This is a genomic window from Mesorhizobium onobrychidis (genome assembly GCF_024707545.1).
GTDB classification, from domain to species: domain Bacteria; phylum Pseudomonadota; class Alphaproteobacteria; order Rhizobiales; family Rhizobiaceae; genus Mesorhizobium; species Mesorhizobium onobrychidis.
Genome location: NZ_CP062229.1, coordinates 6,319,882 through 6,341,002 on the forward strand (window position 1 = coordinate 6,319,882; position 21,121 = coordinate 6,341,002).

Genomic DNA, 21,121 nt, shown 5'->3' on the forward strand with positions numbered 1-21,121 from the left:
TAATAAATTTTAGCTTTTGAACTGGCACAGCGATTGCATGCACTTTTCCGAGAAGGGAATCAATCGACCCGGAAAAGGGTCCAACAGGGAGCATCGACATGACCGAGAGATTCATGCTTAGCCGCCGCGAACTGCTCAAGACCTCCGCCGCCGGAGCGGCACTCGGTCTGGCCTCGGCGTCATTCCCGATCAGCAGGGCGTTCGCCGCTGCCGTCACCGTCGGCTTTATCTATGTCGGACCGAAGGACGACTACGGCTACAACCAGGCGCATGCCGAGGGTGCCGCCACATTGAAGGCCATCGAGGGCATCTCCGTTGTCGAGGAGGAGAACGTCCCCGAAACGGTCGATGTCCAGAAGACGATGGAATCGATGATCAACCTCGACGGCGCGTCGCTGATCTTCCCGACCTCCTTCGGCTATTTCGATCCGCATATGCTGGCCATGTGCGCGAAATTCCCCGACATGCAGTTCCGCCATTGCGGCGGCATGTGGAACAAGGACAAGCATCCGATGAATGCCGGTTCCTATTTCGGCTATATCGGCATGGGCCAGTATCTCAACGGCGTCGCCGCCGGCCACGCCACCAAGACCAAGAAGATCGGCTTCGTCGCCGCAAAGCCCATTCCGCAGGTCCTGCTCAACATCAACTCCTTCCTGCTCGGCGCACGCTCGGTCGACCCGACCATCACCTGCCAGGTGATCTTCACCGGCGAATGGTCGCTGGCGGTCAAGGAGGCGGAAGCCACCAATGCACTGGTCGATCAGGGTGCCGACGTCATCACCTGCCATGTCGACAGCCCGAAAGTGGTGGTCGAAACGGCGGCGGGACGCGGTGCCTTCATCTGCGGCTACCATGCCAATCAGAGTCCGCTGGCGCCCGAAAAATATCTGACCGGCGCGGAATGGAACTGGGCGAAGGTCTACAAGATGTTCGTCGACGACCTCGCGGCCGGCAAGCCGCTGCCCAATTTCACGCGCGGCGGACTGGCCGACGGCTTCGTCAAGATGAGCCCGCTCGGCCCCGCCGTCAGCGAGGCGGCGCGCGCCCAGTTCGACGGCACGCTCGCCGAAATGATGAAGGGCGGCTTTTCGGTGATCAAGGGGCCGTTGAAGAACAACAAGGGCGACGTCGTCGCAACCAAGGGCCAGACCTTCGTCGAAGCCGCGATCGAGCTGGAAAGCATGGACTATCTCGTCGAGGGTGTCGTCGGCTCGACCGCTTGAGCATGGATCGGAGACGGGGGCCATGGCAGACACCGTGAGCAGTGCGAGCGTGCCAGTGATGCTCGGCGCCCGAGGCTATCCGACGGCGCTCGAATGGATCGCCCGGCGGGCGGAAGCCTTCGTCATCCCGCTCGCGGCGCTGATTGTCGGCATGGCCCTGTTCAGCCTGTTCATCGCGCTGGTCGGCAAATCGCCGGCGCAGCTCTATGAAACGATGTGGCGCGGCGGCTTCGGCTCGTGGTTCTCGATCCAGAACTCGCTGTCGCGGGCCGCACCCTTGCTGCTTGCGGCGCTCTGCGTGGCGCTGCCGGCCCGGCTCGGCCTCGTCGTCATCGGCGGCGAAGGCGCGATCGTGCTGGGCGGCGTGGCCGCCGCTGCAACTGGCGTGGCCACCAGCGGCACGCCGGCCTTTTTCGTTGTACTTGCCATGGGCGTGGCGGGCATGGCCGCCGGCGGCATCTGGATCGGTGCCGTCGGCGCGCTACGCCACTACCGTGCCGTCAACGAAACCATATCGAGCCTTTTGATGGCCTATATCGCCATCGCCCTGATGAACCATCTGGTGGAAGGGCCGCTGCGCGATCCCGCCTCGCTCAACAAACCTTCGACCGAGCCGCTGGCGCAGGCCTACCGCATCGGCAACATTGCGGGCATGGACGTGCATTGGGGCCTGGTCGTCGGTGTTATCGCATGCATTCTGTCCTGGCTGCTGATCGAAAAGACGCGCTGGGGGTTCGCCGCCCGCATCGCCGGCGGCAATGTCAGGGCAGCCCAGGTGCAGGGACTTGCCGTCGGACCGCTGATCGTCGGTTTTACCGCGCTGGCCGGCGGCTTCGCCGGTCTTGCCGGCATGCTGGAAGTTGCCGCCGTGCAAGGCAGCGCCAATGCTTCGCTCGCCGCCGGCTATGGGTATACCGGTATCCTGGTCGCCTTCCTCGCCCGCCACAATCCGCTCGCCATCATCCCGGTCGCGTTTCTGCTTGGCGGCATCGACGCCTCAGGCGGCCTGATCCAGCGCCGCATGGATCTGCCCGACGCCACCGTGCTGGTGCTGCAAGGCATGCTCTTCGTCGTCATCCTGTTCAGCGAAACCTTCTACGGCCGCTTCAAGGCCTTCAATCCCGACCTCTGGCAGAGGCCCGATCTCTTGAAGGGGATTGCCTGATGGACTCAACCGAAATCGGCCTCTGGGGTGTTCCGCTTGCCATGCTCGGCGGCGCCATCCGCGTGTCGACGCCCTTCATCTTCGTGTCGCTGGGCGAAGCCATCACCGAACGTTCGGGGCGCATCAATCTCGGTCTCGAAGGCACGCTGGTGTTCGGCGCGATGACCGCCTATGCCGTGGCGGTGATGACCGGCTCACCATGGCTCGGTCTGCTGGCCGCCGCCGCCGCCGGTCTTTGTTTCGGCCTGTTCCACGGCTGGATCTGCAAATTCCGTGGGGTTAACGACATCGCCATCGGCATTGCGCTGATGCTGTTCGGCTCGGGTCTCGCCTTCTTCTTCGGCAAACCGTTCATCCAGCCCTCGGCGCCCGACCTGCCGGCCATCCCCTTTGGCGGCTGGTCCGACGTTCCGCAGGTGCAGGCGGCGCTCAACGTCAATGTGCTGTTCCTGATCGGCGCAGCCCTTGCCGTGTTCCTATGGTGGGCTTTCCGCAACACCCGCGCCGGCCTGATCCTGCGCGTGGTCGGTGACAGTTCCGATGCGGCGCGCGCCATGGGCCTCAACCCGAACACGGTGCGCCTCATCGCCACCGGTATCGGCGGTGCGCTGGCCGGCATCGGCGGCGCCTATCTGTCGCTCTATTATCCCGGCAGCTGGACCGAAGGCATTTCGTCGGGCCAGGGGCTGATGGCGGTGGCGCTGGTCATCTTCGCGCGCTGGAACCCGCTCGGCTGCTTTGCCGCAGCGCTGTTGTTCGGCGGCGCCGGCGCGCTCGGGCCGGCGCTGCAATCGGTCGGCGTCACGCAAGGCTACTATCTGTTCTACGCCGCGCCCTACATTCTCACCCTCGTCATCATGATCGCCACCTCGTCGCCGAGCCGTTCGCTGGCTGGCGCGCCGGGCGAACTGTCGATCACCAAATGACGTTTCCAGACTGGAGTTTTGCTCAATGAACGCCAGAGCCGAGGTCACGCAGCGCTACATCGACGCCGACCCCTATCCATGGCCCTACAATGGCGAGCTTCGGCCCGACAACACGGCGCTGATCATCATCGACATGCAGACCGATTTCTGTGGTCCGGGCGGCTATGTCGACCATATGGGCTACGACCTGTCGCTGGTGCGGGCGCCGATCGAGCCGATCAGGTCGGTGCTGTCGGCCATGCGGGCGAAGGGCTACACCATTATCCACACGCGCGAGGGCCACCGGCCCGATCTCGCCGACCTGCCGGCCAACAAGCGCTGGCGCTCGCGCCGCATCAATGCCGGCATCGGCGACCCCGGACCCTGCGGGCGCATCCTGGTGCGCGGCGAGCCGGGCTGGGACATCATCCCCGACCTCTATCCGGCCGAAGGCGAGCCGATCATCGACAAGCCGGGAAAGGGCTCGTTCTGCGCCACCGACCTGGAGCTGATCCTCAACCAGCGCGGCATCGAAAACATCGTGCTGGCCGGCATCACCACCGATGTCTGCGTGCACACGACGATGCGCGAAGCCAACGACCGCGGCTTCGAATGCGTGATGCTGGAGGATTGCTGCGGGGCGACCGACTACGGCAACCATCTCGCTGCGATCAAGATGATCAAGATGCAAGGCGGCGTGTTTGGCGCGGTGTCGAACTCGGCGTCCTTCGTTGCCCAGTTGCCATGAGGTTCGACCATGAGTGACCGCGGCAAAAAAGCGCTTGGCGTCGAGACCATCGGCATGAGCATGCGCTTCGGCGCCTTCACCGCGCTGGACGACGTCTCGATCAAGGTGCCGGCGGGATCGTTTCACGCGCTGCTTGGCGAAAACGGCGCGGGCAAGTCGACGCTGGTCAAATGCATCATGGGTTTTTATCACCCGACCGCCGGCGACATTCTGGTCGACGGCCGCGAGGTCGGGATCGCCAGTCCGAAGGATGCCTCGGCGCTCGGCCTCGGTATGGTCTACCAGCATTTTACGCTTGTCCCGTCACTGACGGGTGCAGAGAACCTGGTCATTTCGCGCGAAAAGGTGCCGGGGATTATCGACTGGCGCAACGAGCGCGCCGCACTTGCCCAATTCATGGAGCGGATGCCGTTCAAGCTGCCGCTCGACGTCAAGGTGGCCGAACTCGCCGCCGGCGAGAAACAGAAGCTCGAAATCATCAAGCAGCTTTATCTCGGCCGCAGCTTTCTGGTGCTGGATGAGCCGACGTCGGTGCTGACCCCCGGCGAGGCGCAGGAAGTGCTGGGCCTCGTGCGCGGCATGACCAAGGCGGGCGACCTCACCGTGCTGATGATCTCGCACAAATTCCACGAGGTGACGGCTTTCGCCGACGACATCACGGTGCTGCGCAAGGGCAGATTGACCGGAACTGGCAAAGTATCGGAGCTGTCTCACAAGCAGATGGCGGCGATGATGATCGGCGACCAGCCGATTGCCGCCCTCGACTCGCGTGCTCCAGTGCCGGGCGATGCCAGGCAGGTTCTGACGGTGAAGTCGCTGAAGGCGCCCGACCGCACCGGCCTGAAGACCATCAATATCGGCGAGCTCGATGTGAAATCCGGCGAGATCGTCGGCGTCGCCGGCATTTCCGGGAACGGCCAGAAGGAGTTTTTAGAAGTCCTTGCCGGGCAGCGTGCGCGTGATGCCGGCGACGTTCTGGTGAAGGGGTCACCCTATGGCGCCAGCCGCGCCGAGGCACGCACGCTCAATGTGCGCTTCATCCCGGAGGAACCGTTGCGCAATGCCTGCGCGCCGAGGATGACGGTTGCCGAAAACATGGCCTTCCGGACCTTCGACCTGAACGAGGCCGGCAAGCAGATCAACTGGATCAAGATGAGCGCCATCAGGGACTATGCGACGCGCCTGGTCGAGCAGTTCAAAGTCAAGACCGCCTCGCTCGCCTCGCCGATTTCATCGCTGTCCGGAGGCAATGTGCAGCGCGCGGTGCTCGCCCGCGAACTGACCGGCGAGGTCGATCTTCTCATCGTGTCCAATCCCTGCTTCGGCCTCGATTTCTCAGCCGTCGCCGAAATCCGCGCCCGCATCATGAAGGCGCGCAACGCCGGCGCCGCGGTGCTGCTGATGTCGGAAGATCTCGATGAGCTGCTTGAACTTTCGGACCGCATTTTCGTCATGTCCGACGGTGCGCTGGTCTACGAGACGCCGATCGCCCAGGCGAGCGTCCAGACGATCGGCGAGCATATGGCGGGACATCACTGATGGCGGAGATCGACGCGCTGCCGTTTCCGTTTGCCTTCAAGCCTGAGGCGATGGCGCTGGTCGTCATCGACATGCAGCGCGATTTCGCCGAGCCGGGCGGCTTCGGCGCCAGCCTCGGCAACGACGTCGGCCGGGTGGTGGCGATCGTGCCAACGGTGAAGAGACTGATCCAGGGATTTCGCGCCGCCGGCCTGCCGGTGATCCACACGATGGAATGCCACAGATCAGACCTTTCGGACCTGCCGCCGGCCAAGCGCAATCGCGGCAATCCGTCGATCCGGATTGGCGACGCTGGCCCGATGGGCCGGGTGCTGATCGTCGGCGAGCCGGGAACGGCGATCCTCGACGAGCTTGCCCCGCTGCCTGGCGAAATCGTCATCGAAAAACCCGGCAAGGGCGCGTTCTATGCCACCAGCTTCGGTGAGGACCTGAAGCGGCTCGGCGCGCAGCAACTCGTCTTCGCCGGCGTCACGACGGAAGTCTGTGTGCAAACGACGATGCGCGAGGCCAACGACCGCGGCTATGAATGCCTGCTGGCCGAGGATGCGACGGAGAGTTATTTTCCGGAATTCAAGGCGGCCGCGCTGGCCATGATCAGGGCGCAGGGCGCGATCGTCGGCTGGACGGCGACGACGGACCAGGTGCTCAAAGGAATTGCCGATGCCTAACATTGCATACCCGGCTCTCATCGATGCGGGCTGGCGTGATCTGGCATTCGAGCATTTTCGCGAAGGCATCACGGTGCATTGGCTGCTCAAGGGCGGGCCGGCCGAACCCTCCGTCGCGATCCTGAACTATCGGCCCGGCGCCGGCGTGCCGCGCCATCGCCATGTCGCACTGGAAACCATCGTTGTGCTGGAAGGCACCCAGAGCGACGAGAATGGCGACTATCTTCCCGGAAGCGTGATCCTGAACCCGGTCGGGACCGAGCATTCGGTGTGGACGAAACACGGCTGCGTCGTGCTGATCCAGTGGAATCTGCCGGTGGTCATCCTGGACGAGACGAAATGAGCGACATCCGCTTCGATATCGGCAGCCTGCACGCGACCTATGCCTCCGGCATGTCGGCCGCTACCATTATTGAAACCGTGTTTCAGCGCATAGCGAAAGCGGACGATCCAGGTATCTTCATCCATCTGGCGAGCAAGGCGGACCTGCTCGCCGAAGCCGAGGCACTCGGCGGATTCGATCCCGTGGCAAAGCCGCTCTGGGGCGTGCCGTTCGCGGTCAAGGACAACATCGATGTTGCCGGCATGCCGACCACGGCCGCCTGCGCCGAATATGCCTACTTGCCGGCGAAAGACGCCACCGTCGTCGCGCGTCTGAGGGCGGCCGGCGCGCTGGTCGTCGGAAAAACCAATCTCGACCAATTCGCCACCGGGCTAGTCGGCGTGCGCACGCCCTATCCGATCCCGAGAAACGCGATCGATCCGAAACTGGTGCCGGGCGGTTCCTCGTGCGGCTCGGCCGTGGCGACGGCGCACGGCATTGTTTCTTTCGCGCTCGGCACCGATACCGCAGGATCCGGCCGTATCCCCGCCGGCCTCAATAACATCGTCGGGCTAAAGCCGACGGTCGGCGCGCTGTCGGCCACCGGCGTCGTCCCGGCCTGCCGTACGCTCGACTGCGTCTCCGTCTTCGCACTCACCGTCGATGACGCCTACAGCGTCTTCAGGGTCGCGGCGGCAGAGGACGACGCCGATCCTTATTCGCGCGCTATCGCGGCGGCGCCGCTCGGTCCGCGCCCATCCGTGCTGTCTGTCGGCGTTCCGGCAAAGACGGACCGGGAATTTTTTGGCGATGCGGCCATGCAGGCGGGATTCGAAACGGCGCTGCGGACGCTGGAACAGCTCGGCTGCCGATTGATCGAAATTCCCTTCGGCGATTTCTACGCTACCGCCAACCTGCTCTACGAAGGCGCCTGGGTGGCGGAGCGCTATGCGGCGATCGCGGATTTCATGGGCGTGAACGAGGCAGCCATGCACCCGGTGACGCGCCAGATCATCGGCGGCGCGCGAAAGCTTTCCGCAGCGGATGCTTTCAAAGGCCTCTATGCGCTGCAGGCCTACAAGGCCAGGCTCGCGCCTGTCATCGCCTCGGTCGACCTTTTCTGCGTGCCGACCGCGCCGACGCACTATTCGCTGGAGACTGTTTTGGCCGATCCGATCGTCACCAACAGCCGGCTCGGCACCTACACCAACTTCGTCAATCTACTCGACATGTGCGGCATCGCCGTACCGACGGGCAAGCGCGACGACGATCTGCCGATGAGCGTCACCTTGCTTGCCGCCGCCGGCAAGGACGCCTTGACGGCGACGCTGGCCAGCGAGCTCCATGCAGCCAGCGGTCTCGGCCTTGGCGCGACTAGCTGGGCGATACCTGCCAGCGTCGCCAAAATCCCGGATTTCGATGACGAGATGATCGAGATCGTGGTCGTCGGCGCGCATTTGTCGGGAATGCCGCTCAACGGCCAGCTCTGCACACTGGGCGGCCGAATGAGCAGGGCCGTCAAGACGGTCGCCTCCTATCAGCTCTATGCACTCGCCGGCCAATCCGTGCCGAAGCCGGGGCTGGTGCGTGTTGCCGATGGCAACGGGAAGTCGATCGATGTCGAGGTCTGGCGGCTTTCAGCAGATGCGTTCGGACGCTTCGTGGCCGCGATCCCGCCGCCGCTCGGCATAGGCACGATCGAGCTCGATGACGGGACATCGGCCAAAGGCTTCCTGGTCGAAACCGCCGGGTTGTCACGAGCTATCGACATTTCGGCCTATGGGGGTTGGCGTAGCTTCATCGCAAAGGCCGGCGGAGAGCAACTGGAAAGCGTTCCGGCCGATTGAACGACCGGCGGTTCGCGCCGGCAATGTCAGCTCGACGAGCCGGTCACGCAGAATGCCGTAAGCGATCCGTAAGCGCGCGTGTGCGAAAGTTGCACCGTGAGTGGCAGGCGTCACCAAACGCTCGCCACTGCCGGAGATCTCGCGATGCGAACAGTGGCCCCAACAGGTTTCGTCGGAACTCATCAGACCCGGCGATGGTCCGCGCCGTCGCGTTTTTCTTCGCGCCGGACGCTGTCGACGGCAGCGGCGATATTTCTCAGCCTGCTGCCGGCTTCGGGGATCGCTGGAGGCCAGACTCCCGATTGGCGCCTGAACGCTCGCATCGTCGCGGTCGGGCTGCCCGACGTGGCCGGCGTGCGCGAGGTGGGGCGCTTTCATATCGGCGGGCCTATACCGGGAAATCCGGAATTCCTGATGGCGACGCGCGAAGGCCGGATGCTCGATCCGCTCAGGGTTCTCGTCGCCGTGGGCAGCAATTTCGGCGCACCGCCAGGCGATCCAGCATTTGAGGCCGGGACGATCCTGTCCATCGATCCGCGCGCGGGCAAGTCCGGTGGCACCATTATCGTTCCGCAAGAGCTCAACAATGGAGATGCGAGGGTTCAGCTCTACACGGCACAGAGTGAACGGTTCCTCAACCAGCGGTACAATGCCGGGGCTCGAACCGCACGCCTCGCAGCCGCGTCTGGACCGCGATATATTTCGATCAACAACGCGTTCGGAAGGCCCTGGATCGCCAACGCGCCGAACGGGGTGGCTGGCGAGGGCAGCGTCACGGTCGTCGACCCCGACGGTGCGCCGCTCGCCAACGCGCCAAGCCGCGAGGCCGGCGGCGTGTTCGCCGGCCGGCATACCGATCGCGAGCAGACGCCGAAAGCACAGCCCAGCGGCTGGCTTGGCAAGCTGCTGAACTATCAGGCAAGCGGCCAGCTGACATCGGGCGGAATGCAGACGGGCGCGCTCGGAACGGCGTTTCTCGGTCCGTCGCCGGACGGCAGCGGCTTTGCCGTTTTCGCCGCCGTCACCGCGGATGGCGGCGTTGTTCAAATCCATGTCCAGGACGGCGTCGACGGCTTGGCCGGGCTTGGCACGGTAAGCACCGGCCTGGGCACGGTAAGCACCGGCCATGGCACGGTGAGCACCGGCCAGGGCACGGCAAGCACCGACCGTGGCACGGTGAGTGCCGGCCACGGCATCGGCGAAGATCCCGGCGTCATCGGCATCGCCTTCAAGTGGAACCCGGACCGCGCTCTCTACATCGCCGATCCGGGCCGCGACCGGCTGGTGCTGCTTGAGCTGGAGGACGACCGGCGGCATTTCACGGTCGCCAGGACCCGCACGATCTTGCTGCCGGAATTCGACCGCCCGGTCGACGTCGCCGCCGCCATTCCCGAAATCGCCAATCCGCAGTTCTCGAGCCATACGACACTCGCCGGCGGGTCCGATCTGTTTGTCGCCAACCGCGGCAACGGTTCACTGCTGCGCGTGAGCCAGGACGGCCAGCTTCTCGCACGCGCGACGATCGAGGTTCCAGGGCTCGGCCCTTTGGGAGCCGATCGCCTTCGCGCGATCGCGACGTCGGCGGACGCACAGCATATCTGGATAACGATTGGCGGCGAGGTTCCGGGATTTCCGGGCCACGAAGGGGCGCTCGTCGAGGTTGGGGCCTTCGATGAGCACGGCGCGGCGGCAGCGACGCAGGAGACACAGAGCGCTGCCGCCGACGCCAATCTTGCGGCGCGCGGAAAAAAGTCGTTCCAGACCGATTTCACGCCGCGGACGGGCCTCGGCCCATTGTTCAATGCAACGTCCTGCGTGGCCTGCCATCCCGGCCCTGGCGGCGCGAGCGTCGATGAAGGCCACTTTGCGCGCAGAATAGCCCACATGGATCCGGGGTCTGGGCGCACGGTTCCGATCGATCATCCCAACAGCCCGGTCGCCAGGCGCTATACACTCGACGGGGGCGCCGGCAACGCGACCGTGCCAGCGGCGATGCCAAGCCAGGCCAATGTGATTTCGCTGCGCATGCCGCTCGCTCTCTACGGGATCGCTGGGATCGACGAGATACCCGACAGCGTCATCGAAGCGCAGGCGGTCAGCAAGGGCGACGGCATCAAAGGCCGCGCGCATCATGTCGTCGATGGCCACGGCGCATCGCGGGTCGGCCGATACGGCTGGAAGGCTGACATGGCCACCCTCGAAGACATGGTGGCGAACGCTTTCGCAAACGAACTCGGCGTCACCAGCGCGACTGTCAGCCGCGGGGCGGGCGCGCAGCCGATCGAAGACGATTCCGCACAGATCGATGCGGTCGCCTCCTATCTGCGAGCGCTCCGCCTGCCCGATGGGGCAAAGCCATGAGCCTCGCCCTGACGCTCTCCCATGCGCCGGAAAAAATGCGCCCGGTCTTGCCCGGCGTCATCGTTGCTGCGGCACTCGCCCTTGCGGCCGGCTGGATCGCCGGCGGACTGGGCGAGCCGCTGTCGCGCAACCCGGTCCTCGTCGCCATGCTCTTCGGGCTGCTGATCGGCAGCAGCTTCGCCTGTCCGGACGCCTTGCGCCCGGGGCTCGACTTCACCAAGCGCTATCTGTTGCGGCTTGCCGTGGTGCTGGTCGGCTTCCGTATCACGACGCGGCTGTTCCTGGATCTGGGGTTCATGCCGCTCGCGGTGGCTGCCATCGAGCTGATCCTGGTGCTGACGCTGCTCTACGCCATCGCGCGCAAGCTGTTCAGGCTCGACTCCGAGATCGCGCTGCTTGTCGCCGTCGGCAGCGCCGTCTGCGGCGCCGCGGCGATCCTCTCGATGGCCGCGCTCGTGCGTGCGCGCGACCAGAGCGCCGGCATCGCCATCGCCTTGATCACGCTGAGCGGCACCGTGGCGTTGCTTACCTATCCGGTCATGTTCCTGGGCGGATGGCTGCCGCATCTCGACGACCGCCTCTATGGCGTGTTCGTCGGGGCGAGTATTTTCGAGCTGGCGCAGGTCTACGGCGCCTCCTTCGCCATTTCCGATGACGCGCTGAACACCGCCACGCTGGTCAAGCTCAGCAAAGTGCTGATGCTCGTCCCGCTTCTGCTGGTCGCCAGCCTGGTGTTTCGCCGCCGTCACAAGGCGCAAGAGGCCACGCCGATCCCGTTCCCATGGTTCATCGTCGCGTTCATCGGCGTGGTGATGTTCAATTCGGAGATCACCCTCAATCCGCAACTGCGCCGCGTCATCCTCAATGTCGACCAATTCCTGTTCCTCATGGTGATGATCGCGCTCGGCATCACCACCAGGGTCGGCCGGCTCGGAGAGGCCGGCGGCGCCTGGCGCCTGATCGGCGTGGGGCTAGTCGGGGTGGCTCTGTCGGCGGCCCTGGCCTATGGTGCGCTGATCCCGTTCTCGGCGACCTTCCGGGCCGCATCACCTTCATCGAGCCAAAGCGCGATGCTTGGCAGCCATGGCGGACGGCTTTTCGCCTCGACCGGTTGCGCCAAATGCCATGTGCCGGCGCTGGAGGGCATCAACGGCGAAGTCCGGCTCTACTCCGACCTTTTGCTGCACGACATGGGGCCAGCGCTCGACGACAAGATCGTCCAGGGCGATGCCGTCGGCGCCGAATGGCGGACCACGCCGCTCGTCGGCATCCGCCTGCGCCAACGTTACCTGCACGACGGCCGCGCGACCACGCTGCGCGATGCCGTCTTCGCCCATGGCGGCACGGCGCAGATCGTGCGCGACCGCTTCTTCGACCTGGAGGACACCGACCGCCAGGCGATCCTCGATTTCGTGGCGAAGCCATGATGCGGCTTTATCACGCCACCACCGTTTTTGATCGGCCGAACCGCCATGTATGAAGCCGTCATCGCAGAGCTGAACCATCTCGACGGACCCGACCTGCTGGCGCCGCTCGTCAGCGACCTGTTTTGTGGAAACATAGCGCTCGTGTCCTCGTTCGGCGCGGAATCCGCGGTGCTGCTGCATATGGCGGCCTCGATCGACCGTTCGCTCCCCGTCATCACGCTCGACACCGGAAAGTTGTTTTCGGAAACGATCGCCTATCGCGCGCAGCTGACGGCTCTGCTCGGCCTCACCGATCTGCGTGTCATCACGCCTCAGGCGAATGTCTTGCGGGTGCTCGACGGCGCTGGAGCGCTGCACCGCCGCGATCCGGACCGGTGCTGCCACATCCGCAAGGTTCTGCCGCTCGAAAATGCCCTGACTGGTTTCAAGGCCTGGATTTCCGGTCGCAAGCGATATCACGGCGGGCTCCGCGCGGATGTTCCGACGGTCGAGGAAACTGACGGACGCCTGAAGATCGATCCGCTTGCCCGCTTCACCCGCGAACAGATCGAGGTCTATCTCGATCGCTATAATCTTCCCCGGCATCCGCTGCTCGAAAAAGGCTACCTCTCGATCGGCTGCGCGCCCTGCACGCTCGAGGGCGGCAGCGTCGACAACCCGCGCGCGGGCCGCTGGAGCGGATTGTCGAAGATGGAGTGCGGGATTCACCGGTCGCCCGCCGGCGCTGCCTCACACAATTCGGTCTCCTCCGCGTCCTGATTTCGCGATCGCAGGCATCCAGTCGCCGCTTAGAGTCGGCCGTTGCCGCTTCACTGCGAAGCCCCTACGAATTGTCGCATGATTGCGCTACCCTAAGGCCAATCTGGGCGGCGGGACGGTCATGGCGGCACGACCGACGCTCGATGATTGGTCGAGCGGGAGCCCCCATGACCGCCCTAGACGCAGTTGAAGCCGATGCGAAGCGCCCGCTCTCGGGCACAGGCCGGATCGCCAAGCTTGCGGCGCCGCGCAGCGCCAGGATATTGAGGCGGAACCGCGTTCTCGAAGCGATCGACCTGAAATCGCGATCAACCATATGCTGGGTGGCGGCGCCGGCCGGCTACGGCAAGACGACGGCGGTCATCGACTATCTCGAAAGCGTCGAGGCACCGCATGTGTGGTTCCGCATCGACGAGGGCGACCAGGATATTGCGCGCTTCTTTCAATATCTGGCGCAGTCACTCGCCTCGGCCGCGGACATGCCGGTGTTCGGCGTGGAGTATGCCGAGCAGCCGAAGGAGTTCGCCAGGCGCTTCTTCAGGGCTTATTTCGCGCGGTTGAAGCCCGGCACCATTCTGGTCCTGGACGATTTGCAGGACGCCGACACGCCCGAATTCCGGGCGGTGCTTTCCGTGATGTTCCGTGAGCTTCCTGACACGGTTCGCTGCATCTGCGTCTCGCGCACGCTGCCCCAGGGCGAACTGGGCGACCTCGTTCTCAAGGGTCAAATGGCCGTCGTCGACCGGTGGGCGCTCGAATTCTCGACATCGGAAGCACGCGATTTCGTCAAGCTGCGTTCGAGGAACGGCGCCGTTTCAGTCGATGTCGAAGCGGCGCGCGGTTGGGCTATCGGGCTGGTTCTCCTCGCTGATCACGGCTCGGCGGTCGGACCTGACGACACGAACGGGACAGCACCCGGCGGGCAGAACGCGCTGTCGGACGTTCTCGGCCGTCATTTCTTCCTTTCCCTCCCCGCCGCCGACCAGGACATGCTGCTGAAACTGAACCTGCTGCCCGAAATCAGCGCCGAGCTGGCGGACGTTATGATCGGGTCGGGGGAAGCGGGAAAGCTGCTCGACAGGCTCTTCAGGCGGCAGTTGCTGGTCACGCGAACGGAAAACAGCCGCGGCGTCTTCCACCTGCACGACCTCTTGCGGGACTTCCTCGACCGACGCTTCGCGCAGCGTGTGCCGATTGAAGAGCAGAAGTCGCTCAAACAAAGGGCGGCAAAGGTCCTAGCGGACGCCGGTCGTTATGACGAAGCCATACACCTCGCCTTGCAGGCAGAGGACTGGGACCGGGCGAGCGGACTCATGCTGAGCCGGGCGGAGGCCGTGCTGGCGCAGGGACATCGGACAACCTTCATCGAATGGGTCGGCCGGTTGCCGGAAGCTTTCATGAATGGCTGGCATTTCTATTGGCTGGGCGTGGCCCACATGCCGGACGACGCGGCGGCAGAGCACTGGCTGTCGAAGGCATGGCACGCCTTTGGCGAGGCCGACGATCAGCGCGGGCTTTGTCTTACGGTGTCGCGCGCGGTGCTGGTCAAGACGGACAGTTGGCGCACCTACGAGGGACTTTCGGCCTGGACTCGTCGGGCGTTCGAAATCATCGAGCGCGGCCTGCCGGAACTGCCTTCAGAGGAAGCGATGCTGGTGCGCATCGGTATGGTGCGGGCGCTGAACTTCGGCGACGACTACTATGGCAACAGCCCGGCCGGACAAGCGCTGGAAACCGAACTCCTGCAGCGGTTGACCCGGAATCCCGAGCAGGATCCGAGCGGCTTGCGGCTGCTTGCCAGCGAATCCCTGATCGAGCATTCGGTATCGATCATGCGGGCCGATTTGTTCACGAAGGCCGTCGACAGCGTCGTTGACGATTTGAGCGACAAGGAGATGCTGCCTTGGGTCCTCGGCATGTGGCTGGTCGAGTTTGGCGCCAAGAGCGGCCGCTATTTTCCCTACAAAAGACGGGGTTTTCCCTATCCTTCGGCCGAAGCGGCGTTGCGGGAGGCGATCGCCATCGGCGAGCGCGAATCGCTCAAGGGCGTGGAGTTCGGTGGCCTCTATCACCTTCAGATGCAGATGAAGTTCCGCAACGATTTTGCCGAGTTCCAGCAGGTGGTTGAGCGCCTGGCCGAGATCGCTGACAGCCGTTTCAGCACGCAAGTCGCCGTCGTCGCCAATTGCTACGCTACGCTTCATGCCAGGCAAGGCGATTTCGCGGCCGCCTATCAGGATTGCGAGCGTTTCATGGCGGCGAGCGAGGCCGCCAACGAGCCGATGGTCGAGCGCTGGGCACACTTTATCACGAAGTTCCAGGTGCTGCTCGCCGACAGGAAGCCGCGCGAAGCCGCCACGTTTCTTGACGATTTGCTGCCGCGGCTGGACGGCGGCGCCCGCAAACGGACTGAGATATGCATTCTGGCAGCGGCCGCGCTGGAGAGCCTGTGGGACGGGGATCCGCACTATGGCGATCGGCTGAAGCTCTTCATGGAGGCGCTGCGCGACATCAGCTGGCCAATGGTGCTCCTCAATGTTCCGGAGTTGCTCGCCGAACTGCTTGGCGATGCGCTTGAACGCGGCATCGAGCCCAAGCTTTGCCGGTCGCTGATCGGGGAACGCCGGCTGGATGTGCCGCAGCGGCGGCCCGCGGCCTGGCCATGGCCGCTCAAGGTCCACGTTCTCGGAGGCTTTCGGCTCGAACTCGACGGAAACCCTCTCCCTCTCGGCGCCAAGCCACCGACGAAGGCTCTCGACATACTGCGGGTACTGGCGATCTCGAAAGACAACACCTGCTCGCTGGAGACCCTTCAGGACTGGCTGTGGCCCGACCTCGACGGCGATCAGGCGCGGGCGGCCTGCGAGCAAGCGCTGCATCGGCTGCGCAAGCTGCTCGGGCGGACCGACCTCATCGTCCAGCGCGAAGGCAAGCTTCGCCTGGCATCGGACAAGGTCTGGGTCGACCTCACCGACTGGGATACACGGCTCAGGTCCGTCACGACCGTCAATGGCGGGGCGGTGGGACTGCGCCCGGAAGCGGAAGCGCTCTTCCTCGCATTCCCCGGTCCGCTGTTTCTGCACGAGCGAGCCAGCTTCTGGTCGCTAGCCGCCGCTGAAAAAGTGCGTCGCGATCTGATCGATCTCGCCTTGCGGATCGGCCAGCGGCTGGAGGCGACCAACGCCCATGAAGCGCGCTCGATTTATCTGAGGACGTTGGACCTCTATCCGGATGCCGGCCCCGTCTGCAAGGCGCTGATCAAGGAGCGGCTGTCGCGCCATGATTTCGAAGGTGCGGTCGACGATTATGCGCGCTACGAACGGGCGCTGCGTGCTGCCGGAGAAGCGGCGCCCGCTGTGGAAATACGCGCCTTGGTCGACCCCTATCTTGTGCGGCATACGCGCTGAAGACGATCCGTTGCGCTGTCTGGCGAAACACGGCGCTATAGTCGGTCTGACGGTCATCGCTCAAGCTCCGTTCAGGATGTTTGCGGCCAGGAGAAGGGCTGCCAGGATCAGAACGAGACCGGCGATCGCGTCCATTCGCTTGCGGTAGATCGGGCGGTCGAAGCGGCGCGACAGGCTCACCCCGGCCAGGCTCCAGCCATAGAACTTGATTGCGGAAGCCGTGCGGAACCCGGCTGCGAACCCCGCCTGTTCGTCGCTGCCGTAGCTGAACGAGAGAACGCCGACGAGAAACATCGCCTCGAGCCAAACCAGAGGATTGAGCCAGGTGACGGCGAGCATCGACCCGATCGCCCGAGATCTGGACTTGCCGCCTGTTGTGGCAGCCGCCGTCCTGCGTTTCCGGCTGATGTTGAGCAAGGTGCGCGCACCCCACCAGGCGAGGAATACGGCGCATACTGCCTGCAGCACACCGGAGATTGCGGGATGGTGCGTCAGCAGCGTTCCAAGCCCGCCGATTCCCATGGTCACCAAAGCGATTTCCGAGACGTAACCGGTGGAAGCGACGGCAAAGGGGTGGCTGCGGGTCAGCCCCGCCTGGATCAGCATGAGGTTCTGGGGGCCGAGGGAAAAGATAGCCCGAGGCCGAACACGAAGCCGGATACCGCTGCCGGCGACAACAGGGCGTCGGCTGTCATGTGACGCCACCCGGCTTTTTCGGTCCCGCACCCTTCTGCATCTGCCGCCTCCCACGCGACGTAGTGTGGAAGGCAGACGCATATGGATCGCTTACGGCAAAGCCGGCAGTCCCAGTTCATGGTTCGCCGACCACAGCTGATTTGCCGAAATCGCACGAAAAAAATAGCCGGGCTCGAATACGGCCCGGCCAAAAGAAGGTTACAACCTTCAGAGGGGAACGCCGTTCAACGGAATGGGAGGAAACCGTCGAACGGTCTTACCTGTTTGAGCTTGTTTGGGCGTGTTGGCGACGAACAAAATTCCAAAAGCCGGCGGGATAACGAAAATTCCCGTTCTATTTGCTCTAACCTCTTCAGACAGGTGACGCCCTCGTCTCACGGAGATCGGCATAGTGCCGGCGCGCCACGTCAGGATGCGAGCGCAAGCGACTTTTCAGCACGTTGGTGCCGACATCGCGAAACAGCGGATTGTCCGGATCGCTCGCCGGTCCGCGCGCCTCGGCAGCCAGTTCTTCAGGCAGGGTGAGCAACGGGATCGTCGCATCGAGCCGGGCGCTGAAGAAGAACGGGACGGAAATCCGCTCGACACCGGCCGGCGGCGTGACGACACGGTGGACCGTCGCCCTGAGATAACCGTTCGATGCCAGTTCGAGGAGTTCGCCGATGTTGACCACCAGCGTTCCGGGGATGGGATCCACATTCACCCAGCTTCCGTCGTATTCGACCTGCAGCCCCCTGTTGTCGTCCTGAAGCAGGAGCGTCAGGAAACCGCCGTCCTTGTGTGCGCCGACGCCCTGGTCGCCGCCGGTTGCATTGCGTCCGGGATAGCGCACGATCTTCATGCGATGGTTGGGCTCACCGCCATAGATCGGATCGAAAGCGTCCTCGGCCTGGTCGAGCGACAGCGCGAAAGCCTTCAGCAGGCGGATCGCCACCGCCGTCGCCTTGGTCTGCCATGCCAGCAGCGCCGGCTTGAGTTCCGGCAGGGCCGAAGGCCACTGGTTCGGCCCTTGCAGCCGCGTCCAGGCAGGAATGCCCGGCCCCTGTGGTATGGGTCGACGCTCGACGCCGATGTCGAGCTGTTCGCGCCAATCGGCCTTGCCCTTGGTCAGTTCGCCACCGGTCCGCGTGTAGCCGCGGAATTGCGGGGACTTGACCATTTCGATGGCCAGCTTATCGGCTTCCGACAAGGCAAAGAACCGGCGCGAGGCGTCGAGCACCTCGTCAATCTCCACAGCCGAAATTCCATGGCCGCTGAGATAGAAAAAGCCGACATCGCGGGCCGCCGTGCGCAGGTCAAATAGAAAGGTCCGACGCTCCGACGCACCCTGTTCGAGACGGCTGAGATCGAGCACGGGTACAATCCTGGCCATGGTCAACCTCCTCCTGCCTTCAGGCTTGGTTCAGGCCTTTACGGTGACACGCAGGTCGTTGCGATCAAAGCAACGTTCGATCCAATCTCGATGCCAATGGAAGAAAGTCAGCGCTGCGTTTGGCGGCCGCCAGGCAAATAACGTCCGAACGGGTGTTCCATGGCACGAAGGCATCATGGCAACCATATGCACGAGTTGCAGTCCGGCCGAGACTCAGAAATTTTCGACCCACGGCCTGAGTTCGAGCTCCCAAGTCCAGGCGCTGCGATGCTGCCGGTGGATTGCGAGATAGGTTTCGGCGATCGCGTCCGGAGACAGCCGGCGATCCTGCCGGTCGGGTTCGCCGGCCTGTCCGGGCCTATTCTGTCCGGGCTCGTTCGCCGCGATCACACCGTCGACAATGAAATGCGCGACATGGATGTTTTTCGGCGCAAGTTCGCGGGCCATGGATTGGGCCAGTCCGCGCAGGCCGAACTTTGGCATGGCAAAGCCGGCCGAACCCGGAAACCCTTTGACGCTGGCGGTGGCGCCGGTGAACAGGATCGAGCCGGAGCCGCGGGAAAGCAACCGGCGCGCGGCCTGCTGGCCGACCAGGAACCCGCCATAGGCGCCGACCAGCAATGCCTGTCTGACCGCTTCGGGTTCGAGGTCGGCGATCGGTCCGCGGGAGCGGCCGCTGGCGTTGAAAACCACAAGCGACAGAGGACCGGCCTTGTCGGCGACGTCGAACAGGTTTTCGACCGACGCGACATCGGCAACGTCCGTTTCGACCGCCAACGCTCCGGTCTCGTCGACCAGCGTGCTCAGCTTGCCGACGTTGCGGGCAGCCAGGACCACGCGAAATCCCTCCTTGGCGAGAAGACGTGCAAGCGAGGCGCTCAGCCCCGGTCCTGCTCCAGCGATAATTGCCACGTGCGATGTCATGGAGCTTCTCCCTTACGGATTCTGGTATGGTACGGATTCTAGTGCGGCGGATTGGCGATTCAGGTCCTACCACTCGTGCTTCTGAGGTAGGATTTCGAGCCGACATAAATATGTTCGCCGAGACGAAGGCCGGTCGGCCGATCGAGGGTCGACTTGCAGGCCGCCATGACGGCAAAGTTGCCGCTGGTGCGCGCACATTGAGCAGTGACAGGCGATCGGCTGAGCAAGCTCGCCTGCAATCTCGTGGCGCACGCCGCCGCAGGGACAACGTCCAGTCGCCATCCGGTCCTCCGTGATCCGCCCCATCAAGTGGTCCGGTCGGATTGTTATGGCATTGAGGGTTTCGGCGCCAGCACAGCCGCTGGTGTGGTGAATGGCCCCTGCGTAGCGAAAAGGACAATGCCCGCATCACGCACGAGGTCGATGCGGACCGCTTCTTCAAACTGATGTTCGATCTGCTGCGGGATTAGGGCGAATTCGAACGGCACCCTCCTGATCTTTGCGTGGATCGCAGAGGGGCGGCGCTACCGACTTGAAGGATCGGTGGGCGCACCCACCGACGGCGCGCGATTTCGACGCCGTCGGCGGCTTCCTGTGCCTCACCCCACTGCCCTCTTCCTTCGGATCAGGAAGGCGTGAATGATCTTGGGAAAGTCTTCCACGCTGCGAGCCCAACTCTATGCGTGCCGGCGGGTACGCAAATCGGTGCCATCACCCATTTTTGGGCGGCCGGTTTCCCAGTTTTCGCGGGCGTGTTCTTGCTTTTGCGGGAATTACCTAATTTTCGTGCGGTTCCAGCGGATAGGCGCCCGTCGGGAACGACGCGTTTTTGTACGCAGCGGTCTCGCCATGCAGTCGGCGGTGGCTCCGATGCTCACGGCGCTTATGAAACCGAGCAGGATGATGGAAATGCAGCAAACAGCGTTGATCGCGAGCGCCGTCACCGTCTGCCAGTCCCGCACCGCTACGAGGGTGTAGGCGACAACAGTGGAAAGATGCGATGCGGCGAAAAGGCTCCAGGTCCAATAAGAGACCGCAGTCGCACCGTTCGTATCCCGGACAATTGCTGCCATCTGAGAACGGGAACCGCATCGAATGAAGTGAAGGCAAGGAGCGCCATTTCGATCCTGGTCATAGAAACCTCGTGGACTTCGAGGAAGCACTCGATGTACGGCGGCTCGGCGTCCAAGGGTTTGATCTGCCGGGCCGTTCGCAACCGGGCCCCTCGGTGTGGGCCTGCATCGTTTCACCCGTCGAGACCGCGCTAAGCGGCGGCCCATTTACCGGCTCACCGGTCGAGAGCGTCCTGGATCAATGCTTGTTCCATCGGATCGCCATCGGAGTGGCAGCGGGCTCGCTCACGAGAACCGTGGCGCCGTCCCGCATGATCTCGAAATCGAGAGATGGCTGACCGACGGCTTGAGGCAAGGAGATCACCATGTGTTGCCCCGGTCCGAGCGTGGAGACGAACCGCATCGGCTGCGCATCGGCCCCTGAAGCCAGGGTCGCAACGACCCGGTAGCCGTCCTGCTCGACCGTGTAATAGACGACGCCTTTGACGTGGCCGAAATGGATGCTGTGGCCGTTCCCCGGCGCAAGTTCCGAGGCCGCGGCCACGCTCGTGGTGGCGAGCAAGACCGTCGCAAATGCGGTAGAATATCTGATCATTGCTATTCTCTCCGATTGGCGAGCTCATGGACTGCTTCGCAGTCTATGCCAAACTCACAAGCGCAACCTATGCGCGGAGGCATTCGC

General features: G+C 64.0%; 16 protein-coding genes. 12 read left to right on the forward strand and 4 right to left on the reverse strand.

The features are described from left to right. The first annotated feature begins 98 nt into the window (after nucleotides 1–98). From IHQ72_RS31240 to IHQ72_RS31295, 12 genes are all read left to right on the forward strand, one after another. On the forward strand, nucleotides 99–1,226 hold the full coding sequence (locus IHQ72_RS31240) for a BMP family ABC transporter substrate-binding protein (protein ID WP_258119497.1): 1,128 nt from the start codon (nucleotides 99–101) through the stop codon (nucleotides 1,224–1,226). Between the two features lie 58 nt (nucleotides 1,227–1,284). Beyond that, complete coding sequence (locus IHQ72_RS31245; RefSeq protein WP_258123992.1) at nucleotides 1,285–2,391, forward strand: ABC transporter permease; 1,107 nt, start codon at nucleotides 1,285–1,287, stop codon at nucleotides 2,389–2,391. Further along, on the forward strand, nucleotides 2,391–3,317 hold the full coding sequence (locus IHQ72_RS31250) for an ABC transporter permease (RefSeq protein WP_258119499.1): 927 nt from the start codon (nucleotides 2,391–2,393) through the stop codon (nucleotides 3,315–3,317). Before IHQ72_RS31245 ends, IHQ72_RS31250 begins: the two co-directional genes overlap by 1 nt. A gap of 25 nt (nucleotides 3,318–3,342) precedes the next feature. Then, nucleotides 3,343–4,044 carry a biuret amidohydrolase gene (biuH, locus tag IHQ72_RS31255; protein ID WP_258119500.1) on the forward strand — a complete coding sequence of 234 codons (702 nt, stop codon included), beginning with the start codon at nucleotides 3,343–3,345 and terminating at the stop codon, nucleotides 4,042–4,044. Nucleotides 4,045–4,053: 9 nt separating this feature from the next. Beyond that, nucleotides 4,054–5,583: an ABC transporter ATP-binding protein gene (locus IHQ72_RS31260; RefSeq protein ID WP_258119501.1), complete on the forward strand. Its 1,530-nt coding sequence runs from the start codon at nucleotides 4,054–4,056 to the stop codon at nucleotides 5,581–5,583. After that, the gene (locus IHQ72_RS31265; protein WP_258119502.1) at nucleotides 5,583–6,251 is read left to right on the forward strand and encodes a cysteine hydrolase family protein; all 669 of its coding nucleotides are present in this window, start codon (nucleotides 5,583–5,585) and stop codon (nucleotides 6,249–6,251) included. Before IHQ72_RS31260 ends, IHQ72_RS31265 begins: the two co-directional genes overlap by 1 nt. Further along, nucleotides 6,244–6,594, forward strand: a complete 351-nt coding sequence (locus IHQ72_RS31270) for a cupin domain-containing protein (protein ID WP_258119503.1) — start codon at nucleotides 6,244–6,246, stop codon at nucleotides 6,592–6,594. Before IHQ72_RS31265 ends, IHQ72_RS31270 begins: the two co-directional genes overlap by 8 nt. Beyond that, nucleotides 6,591–8,420: an allophanate hydrolase gene (atzF, locus tag IHQ72_RS31275; RefSeq protein ID WP_258119504.1), complete on the forward strand. Its 1,830-nt coding sequence runs from the start codon at nucleotides 6,591–6,593 to the stop codon at nucleotides 8,418–8,420. Before IHQ72_RS31270 ends, atzF begins: the two co-directional genes overlap by 4 nt. Nucleotides 8,421–8,564: 144 nt before the next feature. Further along, nucleotides 8,565–10,781 (forward strand): di-heme oxidoredictase family protein, encoded by a 2,217-nt coding sequence (locus IHQ72_RS31280; protein ID WP_258119506.1) that lies wholly within the window; start codon nucleotides 8,565–8,567, stop codon nucleotides 10,779–10,781. After that, complete coding sequence (locus tag IHQ72_RS31285) at nucleotides 10,778–12,208, forward strand: putative sulfate exporter family transporter (RefSeq protein ID WP_258119508.1); 1,431 nt, start codon at nucleotides 10,778–10,780, stop codon at nucleotides 12,206–12,208. Before IHQ72_RS31280 ends, IHQ72_RS31285 begins: the two co-directional genes overlap by 4 nt. A 45-nt stretch (nucleotides 12,209–12,253) precedes the next feature. Beyond that, entirely contained in the window at nucleotides 12,254–12,967 is a 714-nt protein-coding gene (locus IHQ72_RS31290; RefSeq protein WP_258119509.1) for a phosphoadenylyl-sulfate reductase, read from the forward strand. A 167-nt stretch (nucleotides 12,968–13,134) separates the two neighbouring features. Continuing rightward, the gene (locus tag IHQ72_RS31295) at nucleotides 13,135–16,374 is read left to right on the forward strand and encodes an AfsR/SARP family transcriptional regulator (RefSeq protein WP_258119512.1); all 3,240 of its coding nucleotides are present in this window, start codon (nucleotides 13,135–13,137) and stop codon (nucleotides 16,372–16,374) included. 60 nt (nucleotides 16,375–16,434) lie between these two features. On the opposite strand, the gene IHQ72_RS31300 is transcribed toward IHQ72_RS31295, so the two are convergent. The 4 genes from IHQ72_RS31300 to IHQ72_RS31315 all read right to left on the reverse strand — a co-directional run bounded on the left by IHQ72_RS31300 (nucleotide 16,435) and on the right by IHQ72_RS31315 (nucleotide 21,034). Then, nucleotides 16,435–16,980 carry a LysE/ArgO family amino acid transporter gene (locus tag IHQ72_RS31300; RefSeq protein ID WP_258119513.1) on the reverse strand — a complete coding sequence of 182 codons (546 nt, stop codon included), beginning with the start codon at nucleotides 16,978–16,980 and terminating at the stop codon, nucleotides 16,435–16,437. 442 nt (nucleotides 16,981–17,422) lie between these two features. Then, nucleotides 17,423–18,442 carry an isopenicillin N synthase family dioxygenase gene (locus IHQ72_RS31305; RefSeq protein WP_258119514.1) on the reverse strand — a complete coding sequence of 340 codons (1,020 nt, stop codon included), beginning with the start codon at nucleotides 18,440–18,442 and terminating at the stop codon, nucleotides 17,423–17,425. Nucleotides 18,443–18,655: 213 nt separating this feature from the next. Then, on the reverse strand, nucleotides 18,656–19,366 hold the full coding sequence (locus IHQ72_RS31310) for an SDR family NAD(P)-dependent oxidoreductase (protein WP_258119515.1): 711 nt from the start codon (nucleotides 19,364–19,366) through the stop codon (nucleotides 18,656–18,658). Between the two features lie 1,311 nt (nucleotides 19,367–20,677). Then, entirely contained in the window at nucleotides 20,678–21,034 is a 357-nt protein-coding gene (locus IHQ72_RS31315) for a hypothetical protein (protein ID WP_258119516.1), read from the reverse strand. Nucleotides 21,035–21,121 lie beyond the last annotated feature (87 nt).